This window comes from Mycolicibacterium flavescens (genome assembly GCF_001722335.1).
Taxonomy (GTDB): Bacteria; Actinomycetota; Actinomycetes; order Mycobacteriales; family Mycobacteriaceae; genus Mycobacterium; species Mycobacterium flavescens.
Map to the genome: position 1 here is coordinate 39020 of NZ_MIHA01000015.1, position 13435 is coordinate 52454.

The window sequence follows — 13435 nt, forward strand, 5'->3', positions numbered from 1 at the left end:
CTTTACGCCGTTCAGTGCTGCTCGTACACCTTGGGATCGAGAGTGCCGATGTAGTTCAGGTCGCGGTAGCGCTCGGCGTAGTCGAGGCCGTAGCCGACGACGAACTCGTTCGGGATGTCGAACCCGACGTGGGCGATCTCGACGTCGGCGCGCACGGCGTCGGGTTTGCGCAGCAGCGCGCACACCCGCAGCGACCGCGGATGACGGGTGGCCAGGTTGCGCAGCAGCCACGACAGGGTCAGGCCCGAGTCGACGATGTCCTCGACGATCAGCACGTCGCGGCCGTTGATGTCGCGGTCGAGGTCCTTGAGGATGCGCACCACCCCCGACGACGATGTCGAGGATCCGTACGAGCTGACCGCCATGAACTCCAGCTGGGTGGGCAGCGGGATCGCCCGGGCCAGGTCGGTGACGAAGAACACCGCTCCCTTGAGCACGGTCACCAGCAGCAGATCCTGGCCGCCTGCGGCGACGGTGTCGCGGTACTCGTCGCCGATGCGGGCGCCGAGTTCGGCGATCTTCGCCTGAATCTCGTCGGAGGACAACAAAACCGACTTGATGTCGCCGGAGTACAGCTCGGCGGGTTGCTCAGGCACGAGCACAGTTTTCCATGTTGCCGACCGGCTCGGTGTGCAGGGTCAGCATGCCGTCGCGGCGACCGGCGAACAGCCGCTGTCCCCGCAGCGCCGACGGCACCGCGACCCCGCCCTGACCGCGCCACGCCACCACCAGCGCGTCGACGCCGCGGATCTGCTTGTCGGTCAGCCCGGTGGCCCCGCCGCCGATCAACCAGACGCGAATCACCCTGCGCCGCACTGCTTCTGGAAGTTCACCGAGCCGGTCGGCGTCCAGCGCGCCGCCGACCCGCAGCGCCCCCAGCGACCGGTCGGCCAGGTCGTCGAGGGTGTCGGTGTCGACGCGCAGCGCGGCCGCGGTCCTGGCCAGCGCCTCGGCGACGCCGCCCCCGAGGACGTCCTCGAGCAGCGGCAGAACCTCGTTGCGCAGCCGCACCCGGGTGAACCGGCGATCGCTGTTGTGCGGGTCCTGCCACGGCGTGAGTTCGAGTTCGGCGCACGCCGCGCGGGTGTCCGCCCGTCGCACCGCCAGCAGCGGCCGGCACCACGGCGGATCGTACGGGCACATCCCGGCGATCGAGCGGGGGCCCGAGCCGCGGCCCAGTCCGAGCAGGACCGTCTCGGCCTGGTCGTCGAGCGTGTGCCCGAGCAGGACGGGGGCGCCCGCTCGCGCGTCGTCCAGCGCCGCATACCGGGCGCGGCGGGCCGCCGCCTCGGGCCCACCGGAACTGCCGACGTCGACCCGAAGTACCTGTGCATCAACACAACCCAGATTCAGCGCCTGCTCACGTGCGGCGGCGGCCACCGACGCCGAGCCGGGCTGCAGTTGGTGGTCGACGATCAGGGCGGTCGTCGGCCGCAGCGCCGCCGCCGCGGCGGTCAGCGCCAGCGAGTCGGCCCCGCCGGACAGTGCCACACACCAGCGTTCGGCGCCGAGGTCGGCGGCGAAGGTCGTGACCGCGGCCCGCACCGCGGCTAGAGCACCCGGTCGATCCATCGTTGCGGTTCGTCGATTTCGGTTGGCAGCGGCAATGTTTCGGGCCCGGTCCAGATGGTGTTGAACTGCGCCATCCCGACCTTGGCGACGACGGCGTCGACGAACGCCTTGCCGCGGGTGTACTGGCTGAGTTTGGCGTCGAAACCCAGCAGCGCGCGCACCACCCGCTGCAGCGGGGGTTGTTTGCGTTGGCGACGTTCGTCGAACCGCCTGCGGATGGTGGCCACCGACGGCACGACCGCGGGCCCGACGGCGTCCATGACATGGTCGGCGTGGCCTTCGAGCAGCGTGCCCAGCACCAGCAACTGGTCCAGCGCCTCCTGCTGCGGCGGAGACTGCACGGCCCGCAGCAGCCCGACCATCCCGCCCGAATTCGGTTCGCTCGCAGCGTCATCGGGGTCGCGGCGGCGGCGTACGAAGTCGGCGAGCCGCGAAACCACCTGGGCGATGTCGTCGCTGCTCTCCTCGGTGAGCACGCCGAGTGCACGCGACATGTGTTCGGCCAGCCACGGGTTGGCCCGGAACTGCACCCGGTGGGTGACCTCGTGCAGGCACACCCAGAGCCGGAAGTCGTACGGCTGCACCCGCAATTGCCGCTCGACCGCGATCACGTTGGGGTACACCAGCAATAACTGCCCGCCGGGCTCCTGCCCGCCGGCGAACGGGTCGTACTGTCCCAGGATCCCCGACGACACGAACGCGAGCACCGCACCGGTCTGCGCGCCCGTGATGCGTCCGCTGATCGACCCGGGCTTGGCGTCGTCGTCACCGCCGCCCGTCATCACCCGCATCGAACGGGTGGCCGCCCGAACCCACTGCTGCCGGTCCACGATTCGCGCCTCGGGGATCTCGCCGCCCTCGTTGAGCCCGGTGACCTCGCGCACCGGCAACTCCGCCGACCGCGACGCCTCGGCCAACTGGTCAATGACCTGGTTGCGGGTGTAACCGGTGGTCGCGGGCCCGGGCCGGGCCAGCTTGGCGCCGATCGTGGCCGCGAAGTCCCAGTCCACCGCGCGACCCACCGACAGCGAATCCCGGCTCATGCGCTGCACCCGCACGAGCGCAGCACCGCGGCCAGGTTGTCCAGCGCGATCCGCCCGGTCGGGCCCGCGTTGTTGGAGATCAGCGCGAACGTCAACACCCGTCCGTCCTCGTCGGTGACAATGCCCGACAGCGAATTGGTGCCCGTCAGCGAGCCGGTCTTTGCGCGCAGAAACCCTGCCGAATCCTTGTGCGCCCCTTCGAGATAACGGTTCGACAGCGTGCCGCTGCCGCCGGCCACCGGCAGCAGGTCGACCAGCGGACGCAGCGCCGGATGCTCGTCACCGGCCGCGGCTTGGGCCACCTCGTCGAGTGTCTTCGCGGTGAGCCGGTCGTCGACCGACAGCCCACTGGAGTCCAGCAGCCGGGCCCCGGTGGTATCGATGCCGGCGTCGGAGAGCGCGCTCAGCGTCGCGCGCGCGGCGCCGTCGAAGCTCTGCGGCCGGTTCGCCTGCGCGGCGACCTCACGGCCGATCGCTTCTGCCATCACGTTGTCCGAGGCGTACATCATGTCGCGCAGCCGCGAGATCAGCGGCGGCGACTCGACAGCGGCGATCTCCTCACCGTTGGCCGCGCCCGGCAGCACGGTCACCGTCGCCGGGTCGACCTTCAACGCCACCGCCAACGCCCGCCCGGCGTCGAGCGCCGGCGTGTGCGAACGCACCGAGTCGTAGCTCACCGGCTGGGTGCGGCCGCCGTCGAGCATCACCGACTCCATCGGCGCGATGTCGCCGTAGTCGATGTCGAGCGGGTCCCAGCCCGGCGCCAGTGTCGGCCCGCTGTAGGTGCTGACGTCGACCACCACCCGGGTGACCTCCATACCGCTGCCGCGGACCTGCTCGGCCAGATCGCTGATGCGGGCCGCGTCGCGGTACCAGGTGTCCTCACCCGGCGGTGCCGCCGACAGCGTCGGATCTCCGCCGCCTTTGAGCACCACCACCCCGCGCTGGCTGCCGCGCAGCACGCGGGTGGTCAGCCGCGCGTCGCGGTCCAGCGTCAGCAGCGCCGCCGCGGCGGTCAGCGACTTGTTGGTCGACGCCGGCTGCATCGGCACGTCGGCGCGCTGCGCCCACAACTCGGTCCCGGTGAGCGCGTCGGTGATCCGGCCGCCGAGGTCACCGAGGTTCGGGTCGGCCAACGCGGGAGCCAGCGCCGCGGCCAGCCGCGCGGTGACCGGTTTGGGCGCCGATTCCGACACCGGGACGACGCCCGGGTTCGCGGTCGCCGCGGCCGGCGCAGGCTTGACGGCCGCCGCCTCGGTCGACTCGCGGGTGGTCAGCACGGCCGCCACCGCGACCACCACCGCCACCAGCAGCAAAACCGCCACCCCGACCACCACATGCGTGGATCGCCGCCACTGCGTGGGCCGCATAACTCTCCTGTGCACTAGACCGCCCCCGTACAGCAGCGTATCGCTCGTTTACAGTTGACCCTCGTCGTCGACGAGACGATCCCCAGACCAGCACAGGGCAAGGAGCCACTGCGGTGCAGTTTGACGTTGTCATCGAGATCCCCAAGGGGTCGCGCAACAAGTACGAGGTGGACCACGAGAGCGGCCGCGTGAAGCTGGACCGCTACCTGTACACGTCAATGGCCTACCCGACCGACTACGGCTTCTTCGAGGACACCCTCGGCGAAGACGGCGACCCGCTCGACGCGTTGGTACTGCTGCCCGAGTCGGTGTTCCCGGGCTGCATCGTCGAGGTCCGTCCGGTCGCGATGTTCCGGATGACCGACGAGGCCGGCGGCGACGACAAGGTGCTGTGCGTGCCCGCCGACGACCCGCGCTGGGAGCACATCCAGGACCTCGGCGACGTGCCGGAGTACGAACTCGAGGCGATCAAGCACTTCTTTGTGCACTACAAGGACCTCGAGCCGGGCAAGTACGTCAAGGCCGCCGACTGGGTCGGCCGCAAGGAGGCCGAAGCCGAGGTCGAGGCGTCGGTCGAGCGGTTCAACAAGTCCGGTCACTGACCGGCCGGCGAACTCCCGCTTTATTTTTCTTCGCCGTAACACGGCGTAACCCGCGTGTTCTCTGCGCCTTTGATCATGTCTTCTGTGTTGATGCATCAGGGGATCGGCCTCGAGGCGTTCAACGCAATGCCGATGCGCAGAGCGGTGCACGCGGTCTACGAGTGCTGTTGCAGCGTGCCGTTGGCGGCCGACGTGGCCCGCGGCCGACCGTATTCCGACCACGAAGCGCTGTTCCGGGCTGCCGACGAGTCGCTGTTCGGTCTCGGTGAGGAGTCGATCGACACCATCCTGCAGGCCTACCCCGACGTCGGCCGACGGCCCGGCAGCGAGAAGTCGGCCGCCGAGCAGTGTGCGATCTGGTGCGACCGGCCCGAGATGATGGAACGCCTGGCCCTGGCGTCCAAGCAGTACCTCGACCATTTCGGGTTCGGCTTCGTCATGTTCATCAACGGCTACGACGCCGAACAGGTGCTCGCCACGATGACCGACCGCCTGCACAACGACGTCGACACCGAGCGCAAGATCGTGCGCAACGAACTGGCCCGGATCAACCGCACCCGGCTGGAACGCATGCTCGGCCCCGAGGGCGGCTACGACAACTGGTGAGCCGCTCCACCACCGCGGTCTACGAGGCCCTGGGCTGAGCCCGCGCCGCCAGCCTGTCCAGCACATCGCGCCCAACCGCGCGGACATCCTGCCGCGGTGACGCCGGCAGAAGGGTGACGCCGTCGGCCACGTCGGCGAGTTCGATGTCGGAGATCAGCCCCGCCAGCCCGTCGACCGTGCCGCCGTAGCGCACGCCGTCAACCGGATCGAGGGCGTCGCGCACCGACCGGAAGTCGGCGGCCACCGCCACCGTGACGTCGAGGATCACGGCGACGTCGTCGGCTGTCTCCCGGATCCGGGCGCGCACGCGGCGGGCCTGCTGCAGATCGGTCGCGGACACCCGGACGGGCGGGCGGCCGCCGTCGGTCAGTTCACTCCAGCCGTCGGGGGTGTCGGTGACGAATACACGCACCGGTCGACCGTAGAAGCGGGCACCCAGCCGAGTCGACGGTTGCGATCAGCGCGAATCCAACGTGCCGTCGGCGGCCTTCTTCACGTCGTGCACGCGGGTCTTGTACAGGCTGGCGATGGTGGTGATCGCCAGCGTGACGATGATGACACCCAGCGACAACAGCGTCGGGATCTCCGGTACCGGCACGTGGTTGCCGCCGTTGATGAACGGCACCTCGTTCTCGTGCAGCGCGTGCAGCAGCAGCTTGACCCCGATGAAGGCCAGGATGAACGCCAGGCCCTGCGACAGGTACACCAGCCGCTTGAGCAGATCGCCGAGCAGGAAGTACAGCTGACGCAGCCCCATCAGCGCGAACACGTTGGCGGTGAACACCAGGTACGGCTCCTGGGTCAGGCCGTAGATCGCCGGGATGGAGTCCAGCGCGAAGATCAGATCGGTGGTGCCCAGCGCGACGATGACGAGGAACATCGGCGTCATCAGCCGCTTGCCGTTCTCCTTGACCCACAGCTTCAGACCGTCCCACTTGTCGGTCATGCTCAGGTGGTTGCGGGCGAACCGGACCACGATGTTGTCGCCGTCGTCTTCGTGGTCGGTGTCACGGGCCAGGCTGATCGCGGTGTAGATCAGGAACGCGGCGAAGATGTAGAACACCCAGGAGAACTGGTTGATCGCCACCGCGCCGAGCGCGATGAAGATGCCGCGGAAGATCAACGCCAGGATGATGCCGACCAGCAGCGCCTGCTGCTGGTACTTCCTGGGCACATTGAAGCTGGCCATGATGATCAGGAAGACGAACAGGTTGTCGACCGACAGGCTGTACTCGGTCAGCCAGCCGGCGAAGAACTCCAGTCCGTACTGGCTGCCGTGGAAGAACCAGGTCCACAACCCGAACGCGATGGCCAGGCTGACGTAGATCCCCAGCGCGGTGCCGGTCTCCTTCTTCGACGGTTCGTGCGGCCGGCGGCCGATCACCACGACGTCGAACAGCAGGATCGCGATCGTCACGCTGAGCGTGATGATCCACTCGAGTTGGGAAACGTTCACTTATCCTCCGGTCGTCAAAAGCGCCGGAGGTCTCTTCCACCGCACGTCGCCGTGTCGGCCCGCAGCACCGGTCGTCCGATGACGGCCGACGTGATGACGACGCCGCGGCGAAGGAATACTCCCCTCCGCCGACGATTCTGCCAGCCGAGCACGGAATGACCGAAATCGGCGGCGCCGAAACCCGGCCCGACATGCCGCCCATCCCGCGGTCGGGGGTGGCGCTGAGTAACTTTGTAGCCGTGACTGGGGATTTTCGCTCGAGCGAGGCGCCGTCGACCACGTCGCCGCTGCTGCCTCAGTACCTGCTGTCGGCGTTCGCGCCCGCGCCGCGCACGCTGATCGACATCCTCTACGAGACCGCCGAGCGCTACCCCGAGGCGCCCGCCATCGACGACGGCACCGTCCAGCTCACCTACGCCGAACTGATCGCCGACATCGAGGACAGCGTGGCGTGGCTGGCGGCGCGCGGCATCGGCCGGGGCGACCGCATCGGCATCCGGATGCCGTCGGGCAGTTATGCGCTGTACGTGGCGATCCTGGCGGTGCTGGCCACCGGCGCCGCCTATGTCCCCGTGGACGCCGACGATCCGCCGGAGCGCGCGGACCTGGTGTTCGGCGAGGCCGACGTGGTCGGGGTCATCACCGAGGCCGGGCTGGTCCGCGGTCCGGGTTCGTCCCGCGGCTGGCGCGCGACGTCGCCGCTGGGCCGCGACGACGCGTGGATCATCTTCACCTCCGGCTCGACCGGCACGCCGAAGGGCGTCGCGGTCACGCACCGCAACGCCGCCGCCTTCGTCGACGCCGAGGCGCGAATGTTCCTGCAGGACAACCCGCTCGGGCCCGGTGACCGGGTGCTGGCCGGGTTGTCGGTGGCGTTCGACGCGTCGTGCGAGGAGATGTGGCTGGCCTGGCGGCACGGCGCCTGCCTGGTGCCCGCGCCGCGCTCGCTGGTGCGCAGCGGGATGGACCTGGGGCCGTGGCTGATCGCCCGCGACATCACGGTGGTCTCGACGGTGCCGACGCTGGCGGCGCTGTGGCCGGCCGAGGCGCTCGAGGCGGTGCGGCTGCTGATCTTCGGCGGCGAGGCGTGCCCGCCCGAACTGGTCGAACGGCTCGCCTCCGGGCCGGACGGAGACGGCCGCGAGGTGTGGAACACCTACGGGCCGACCGAGGCCACGGTGGTCGCGTGTCTGGCCAAACTGGGCGGCGCCGGGCCGGTGAGCATCGGGTTGCCGCTCGACGGCTGGGATCTGGCGGTCGTCGACGAGCGCGGCGAGCCGGTCAGCCCGGGCCAGGTCGGCGAACTCGTCATCGGCGGTGTCGGGTTGGCGCGCTACCTCGACCCGGACAAGGACGCCGAGAAGTACGCGCCGATGCCGACGCTGGGCTGGTCGCGGGCGTACCGCAGCGGGGATCTCGTGCGCCTCGAGCACGACGGGCTGTACTTCATGGGCCGCGCCGACGATCAGGTCAAGGTGGGTGGGCGGCGCATCGAGCTCGGCGAGGTCGACGCCGCGCTGGTCAACCTGCCCGGCGTCAGCGGCGGTGCGGCCGCGGTCCGGCGCACCGCGAGCGGCACTCCCCTGCTGGTCGGCTACGTCGCCAGCGCCGACCCGGCGTTCGACCTCGCCGGGGCGCGCGCCGCGCTGGCCGAGACGCTGCCCGCCGCGCTGGTGCCGCGCCTCGTGCTCGTCGACGAACTCCCCACCCGCACCTCGGGCAAGGTCGACCGCAACGCGTTGCCGTGGCCGGTGGACGACGGCTCGGTCGCCGACGGCCCCGAGCTTGCCGGCACGACGGGGTGGGTGGCCGGGCTGTGGCGCGACGTGCTGGGAGCTCCGGTCGACGGGCCCGAGGCCGACTTCTTCGCGCTCGGCGGCGGATCGCTGTCGGCGGCGCAACTGGTCGCCGCGCTGCGGCAGCGCTACCCGCAGGTGACCGTCGGCGACCTGTACGACCATCCGCGGCTGGGCTCGCTGGCCGGCTACCTCGACGAACTCGAGGCGCCGCCGCAGGTTCAGACCCGGGTGGTCAAGCCGACGCCGCGGCTGACGCAGCTCGCGCAGGTTGCGCTGTCGGTGCCGCTGGCCACGCTGACCGGTCTGCAGTGGGTGGTGTGGCTGGCGCTGCTCAACAACCTCGCCGCCCCCTTCGTGTCGTGGGCGGCGCCGCTGAACTGGTGGTGGGTGGCGGTCGGTCTGCTGCTGTTCGTCACGCCGCTGGGCCGGATGGGCATCGCCGCGCTGTGCGCGCGGATGCTGCTCGGCTCGCTGCAGCCCGGCACCTACCGGCGCGGCGGCGCGGTGCATCTTCGGGTGTGGCTCGCCGAACGGCTGGCCGAGGCCAGCGGCGCGGAAAACCTCGCGGGCGCACCGTGGTTGGTGTACTACGCCCGCGCTCTTGGCAACCGGGTCGGCAAGGGTGTCGACCTGCACTCCACACCGCCGGTGACCGGGATGCTCAAGCTCGGGCACCGCAGTTCGGTCGAACCCGAAGTCGATCTGTCGGGGCACTGGGTCGACGGCGACCTGTTCCACGTCGGCACCATCACCATCGGCAACGACGCCACCGTCGGCGCGCGCACCACACTGCTTCCCGGCGCGGTGGTCGGCAAGAACGCCGACGTCGCACCGGGTTCCGGGGTGGTCGGCAAGGTCAAGAACGGTCAGTACTGGAAGGGTTCGCCCGCCGTGAAGTCCGGCAAGGCGCGTCACCCGTGGCCCGATCACCGGCCGGCGCGGGCCCCGCTGTGGGTGGCCGTCTACGGCGTCACCAGCGTCCTGCTGTCCGGATTGCCGCTGCTGGCCATCGGCGCCGGACTGGCCGTCATCGGGTACGGCGTGCGGGACGCCGAATCACTGACCGACGCGATCCTGCCCGCCGCGCTGTGGACACCGGCCGCCACGCTGGTGGCCGCGCTGGTCTACGCGGTGCTGACGGTGCTGGGCGTGCGGGTGCTGGCGGTGCGGTTGCGCGAGGGTTACCACCCGGTGCGCAGCCGGACCGGCTGGCAGATCTGGGCCACCGAACGGCTGATGGACGCCGCGCGCAACTACCTGTTCCCGATCTACGCCAGCCTGCTCACGCCGGTGTGGCTGCGGGTGCTAGGCGCGAAAGTCGGCGCCGGAACCGAGATCTCGACGGCGCTGCTGACGCCGAAGTTCACCGTCGTCGAGGACGGCGCGTTCCTGGCCGACGACACCATGGTGGGCTCCTACGAGCTGGGCGGCGGCTGGATCCACATCGCCAAGGCGACGATCGGCAAGCGCGCGTTCCTCGGCAACTCCGGGATCACCCAGCCGGGCCGCCGGGTGCCCGACGACGGTCTGGTCGCGGTGCTGTCGGCGGCCCCGCACAAGGCCAAAGCCGGCTCGTCGTGGCTGGGCAGCCCGCCGGTTCGGTTGCGCCGCAAACCGACCGCGGCCGACGCGCTGCGCACGTTCCACCCGTCGAGGCGGCTCAAGCTGCTGCGCGGGATGGTCGAGACATGCCGGATCATCCCGCTGATCGTGACGTTCGCGATCGGGGTGGCGGTGCTGCTGGGTCTGCAGTGGCTGGCGCTGACCGTCGGCTGGGGGTGGACGGCCGTCGCGGCGGGGCTGGTGCTGCTGGCCGCGGGCGCCGTCGCCGGGTTCGTCGCGGTGATCGCGAAATGGATTGTGGTGGGCCGGATCAGGGCCGTCGAGCATCCGCTGTGGTCTCCGTTCGTGTGGCGCAACGAGGTGTCGGACACGTTCGTCGAGACGGTGGCCGCGCCGTGGTTCGCCCGCGCCGCCAGCGGCACACCGGTGATGAACCTGTGGCTGCGCGCGCTCGGCGCCAAGATCGGCCGCGGGGTGTGGTGCGAAACGTACTGGCTGCCGGAGGCCGACCTGGTCGAACTCGGCGACGGCGCGACCGTCAACCGTGGCTGCGTCGTACAGACCCACCTGTTCCACGACCGCATCATGCGAGTCGATTCGGTTGTGCTGGAACCGGGTTCGACGCTCGGCACGCACTGCGTCGCGCTACCCGCGGCGCGGATCGGTCAGGGCGCGACCATCGGGCCCGCGTCGCTGGTGATGCGGGGCGACGAAGTGCCCGCCTCGACGCGGTGGCAGGGCAACCCGATCGCGCCGTGGCAGTCCCCGCGCAAGAAGCGACGCGCCCGAACGACACCTTCGACCCGAGAAACGGCCGCGTGACAAGAACCAAGAAGAAGTCCACCCCGGTCATCGACCCCTACCTGCCCACCAGCGGGAACTTCGGCTACCGGGTGTCACGCTACGAACTCGACCTGGCCTACAAGGTGGCGATCAACCGCCTCGCGGGCACCGCCACCATCACCGCGACCACGCTGGCGTCGCTGCGCACCTTCACCCTCGACCTGTCGCCGGCCCTCTCGGTGTCGAAGGTCGCCGTCAACGGCGCGCGCCCGCAGTTCCGCACCGCGTCGGGCAAGCTGCACATCACGTTGCGCGACGCGCTGCCCGCCGGCGCGGCGATGACGATCGTCGTACGCTACGGTGGCAGCCCCCGCCCGATCCGAACCCTCTGGGGCGACGTCGGTTTCGAGGAGCTCACCGAGGGTGCGCTGGTGGCCGGCCAACCCAACGGCGCGCAGTCGTGGTTCCCCTGCGACGACCACCCCGCCGCCAAGGCCAGCTTCCGCATCCAGGTGGCCGCCGAGAGCCCGTACCGGGTGATCGCCAACGGGGAACTGGTGTCGCGCCGGGACCGCGCCGGAATGACCACCTGGATCTACGACCTGCCCGAACCGACGTCGACATATCTGGTGACCCTGCAGATCGGGATGTACGGCAGGCACCGGATCGCCAAGAACGGCGTCGCGATCCACGCGGTGCTGCCGGACCACCTGCGCGACACGTTCGAATACGACTTCGCCCGGCAACCGCAGATGATGAAGCTGTTCGTCAAGCTGTTCGGCGACTACCCGCTGGACGAGGGCTACACCGTCGTCGTCACCGACGACGACCTCGAGATTCCGCTTGAGGCGCAGGGCATCTCGATCTTCGGAGCCAACCACTGCGACGGTGAACGCGGCGCCGAACGGCTGATCGCGCACGAACTCGCCCACCAGTGGTTCGGCAATTCGGTAACCGCGCAACGCTGGCGGCACATCTGGCTGCACGAGGGGTTCGCCTGCTACGCCGAATGGTTGTGGTCGGAGAACTCCGGCGGACGCAGCGCCGAGGCGTGGGCGCAGCACTACTACCGTCGGCTCGCGCAGTCCCCGCAGGATCTGGTACTGGCCGACCCGGGTCCGGGCGACATGTTCGACGACCGGGTGTACAAACGCGGCGCGTTGACCCTGCACGTGCTGCGCAGGCACATCGGGGATGAGAACTTCTTTGCGCTGCTGCGGGATTGGACGCGGCGCTACCGGCACAGCACGGTGGTGACCGACGACTTCACCGGGTTGGCATCACACTACTGCGACGACTCGCTTCGCCCGCTGTGGGCGCAGTGGCTGTACTCGACCGCGCTGCCCGAGTTGGACGCCTCGCCGTGACCGATGCGGGCGCGCCGCTGGGGGCGGCCGGTCCGTCGACGGCCGGGCCCGTCACCCGCGGCAGCGTCGTGCGGGTCGGATCGGCCACCGCGGTGTCGGCGCTGTGCGGATACGCGGTGCTCTACCTGGCGGCCCGCGATCTCGAACCCGCCGGTTTCTCGGTGTTCGCGGTGTTCTGGGGGGCGTTCGGGCTGGTGACCGGCGCGGCGTTCGGGCTGCTGCAGGAATCCACCCGCGAGGTGCGGTCGATGACCTACGTCGACATCGCGGTCGGTCCGCGCACCCACCCGCTGCGGGTGGCGGCACTGGTCGGGGTGGCGGCGGCCGCGGTGATCGCGGTGAGCGCGCCGCTGTGGTCGGGCCGGGTGTTCGTCGAATCGCGGTGGTTGTCGGTGACGCTGCTGGCCGTCGGGCTGGCCGCGTTCTGCCTGCACGCCGCCCTGCTGGGTGTGCTGGCGGGGCTGGACCGGTGGTCGGCCTACGGGGCGTTGATGGTGACCGACGCGGGCCTGCGGGTGGTGGTGGCCGTCGCGACGTTCGTGGTCGGGTGGGGCCTGGTCGGCTATCTGTGGGCGACGGTCGCCGGGGCGGTCGCGTGGTTGATCCTGCTCGCCACGTCGCCGGCCGCCCGGCAGGCCGCGGCGTTGTTGACGCCGGGTGGCACCGCGACATTTCTGCGCGGGGCCTCGCACTCGATCGCCGCGGCCGGCGCCAGCGCGATCCTGGTGATGGGTTTCCCGGTGCTACTCAAGGCCACCGCCGGTGACCTGGGCGCCGCCGGCGGGGTGGTCATCCTGGCGGTGACGTTGACGCGGGCGCCGCTGCTGGTGCCGCTGACCGCGATGCAGGGCAACCTGATCGCGCACTTCGTCGACCAGCGCGCCCACCGGATGCGGGCACTGGTCGTGCCCGTCGCCGTGGTGACCGGGGTGGGCGCGCTCGGCGTCATCGCCGCGTGGGCGATCGGACCGTGGTTGCTGCGCAGCGCATTCGGCGCCGACTACCACGCCGACGGTGCGCTGCTGGCCTGGCTGACCGGCGCGGCGGTGGCGATCGCGCTGCTGACGTTGACCGGCGCGGCGGCCGTGGCCGCGGCGCTGCACCGGGCGTACTCGCTGGGCTGGGTGTCGGCCACGGTCGCGTCGACGCTGCTGCTGCTGCTGCTGCCGCTGGACCTGGCCACCCGCACCGTCGTCGCGCTGCTCTGCGGGCCGGTGGTGGGCATCGTCGTGCACCTGTGCGCGCTCGCCGGCAGACGCGCGCTCAGAACATGA

The 13435-nt window shown here is 70.5% G+C and carries 11 protein-coding genes; 5 read left to right on the forward strand and 6 right to left on the reverse strand.

The window, feature by feature from the left end; all coding sequences use genetic code 11:
- Nucleotides 1-11 precede the first annotated feature (11 nt).
- Genes hpt through dacB form a run of 4 tightly spaced genes read right to left on the reverse strand, consistent with a single transcriptional unit; the run spans nucleotide 12 to nucleotide 3985 of the window.
- On the reverse strand, nucleotides 12-602 hold the full coding sequence (gene hpt / locus BHQ18_RS19435; protein WP_069415294.1) for a hypoxanthine phosphoribosyltransferase: 591 nt from the start codon (nucleotides 600-602) through the stop codon (nucleotides 12-14).
- Nucleotides 589-1572, reverse strand: coding sequence for a tRNA lysidine(34) synthetase TilS (tilS, locus tag BHQ18_RS19440; RefSeq protein ID WP_069415295.1), 984 nt, complete (start codon nucleotides 1570-1572; stop codon nucleotides 589-591). The genes hpt and tilS overlap by 14 nt, the downstream gene beginning before the upstream one ends.
- A complete protein-coding gene (locus BHQ18_RS19445; RefSeq protein ID WP_069415380.1) occupies nucleotides 1551-2615 on the reverse strand; it encodes an Rv3626c family coenzyme F420 biosynthesis-associated protein in 1065 nt (354 codons plus the stop codon). Before BHQ18_RS19445 ends, tilS begins: the two co-directional genes overlap by 22 nt.
- Nucleotides 2612-3985, reverse strand: a complete 1374-nt coding sequence (gene dacB, locus BHQ18_RS19450) for a D-alanyl-D-alanine carboxypeptidase/D-alanyl-D-alanine endopeptidase (RefSeq protein ID WP_069415296.1) — start codon at nucleotides 3983-3985, stop codon at nucleotides 2612-2614. Before dacB ends, BHQ18_RS19445 begins: the two co-directional genes overlap by 4 nt.
- Before the next feature lie 113 nt (nucleotides 3986-4098).
- On the opposite strand from dacB, the gene BHQ18_RS19455 reads away from it, so the two are divergent.
- A complete protein-coding gene (locus BHQ18_RS19455) occupies nucleotides 4099-4587 on the forward strand; it encodes an inorganic diphosphatase (protein ID WP_069415297.1) in 489 nt (162 codons plus the stop codon).
- Between the two features lie 84 nt (nucleotides 4588-4671).
- A complete protein-coding gene (locus BHQ18_RS19460; protein WP_205866148.1) occupies nucleotides 4672-5193 on the forward strand; it encodes a 2-oxo-4-hydroxy-4-carboxy-5-ureidoimidazoline decarboxylase in 522 nt (173 codons plus the stop codon).
- Between the two features lie 19 nt (nucleotides 5194-5212).
- Here BHQ18_RS19460 and BHQ18_RS19465 read toward each other — a convergent pair whose 3' ends face one another.
- Entirely contained in the window at nucleotides 5213-5605 is a 393-nt protein-coding gene (locus tag BHQ18_RS19465; RefSeq protein ID WP_069415298.1) for a hypothetical protein, read from the reverse strand.
- Nucleotides 5606-5650: 45 nt separating this feature from the next.
- On the reverse strand, nucleotides 5651-6649 hold the full coding sequence (locus tag BHQ18_RS19470) for a TerC family protein (RefSeq protein WP_069415299.1): 999 nt from the start codon (nucleotides 6647-6649) through the stop codon (nucleotides 5651-5653).
- Between the two features lie 239 nt (nucleotides 6650-6888).
- On the opposite strand from BHQ18_RS19470, the gene BHQ18_RS19475 reads away from it, so the two are divergent.
- The 3 genes from BHQ18_RS19475 to BHQ18_RS19485 are packed head-to-tail and all read left to right on the forward strand — an operon-like array spanning nucleotide 6889 to nucleotide 13435.
- Entirely contained in the window at nucleotides 6889-10833 is a 3945-nt protein-coding gene (locus tag BHQ18_RS19475) for a Pls/PosA family non-ribosomal peptide synthetase (protein WP_234794241.1), read from the forward strand.
- Nucleotides 10830-12161: a M1 family metallopeptidase gene (locus tag BHQ18_RS19480; RefSeq protein WP_069415300.1), complete on the forward strand. Its 1332-nt coding sequence runs from the start codon at nucleotides 10830-10832 to the stop codon at nucleotides 12159-12161. Before BHQ18_RS19475 ends, BHQ18_RS19480 begins: the two co-directional genes overlap by 4 nt.
- The gene (locus BHQ18_RS19485; RefSeq protein WP_084294154.1) at nucleotides 12158-13435 is read left to right on the forward strand and encodes a hypothetical protein; all 1278 of its coding nucleotides are present in this window, start codon (nucleotides 12158-12160) and stop codon (nucleotides 13433-13435) included. The genes BHQ18_RS19480 and BHQ18_RS19485 overlap by 4 nt, the downstream gene beginning before the upstream one ends.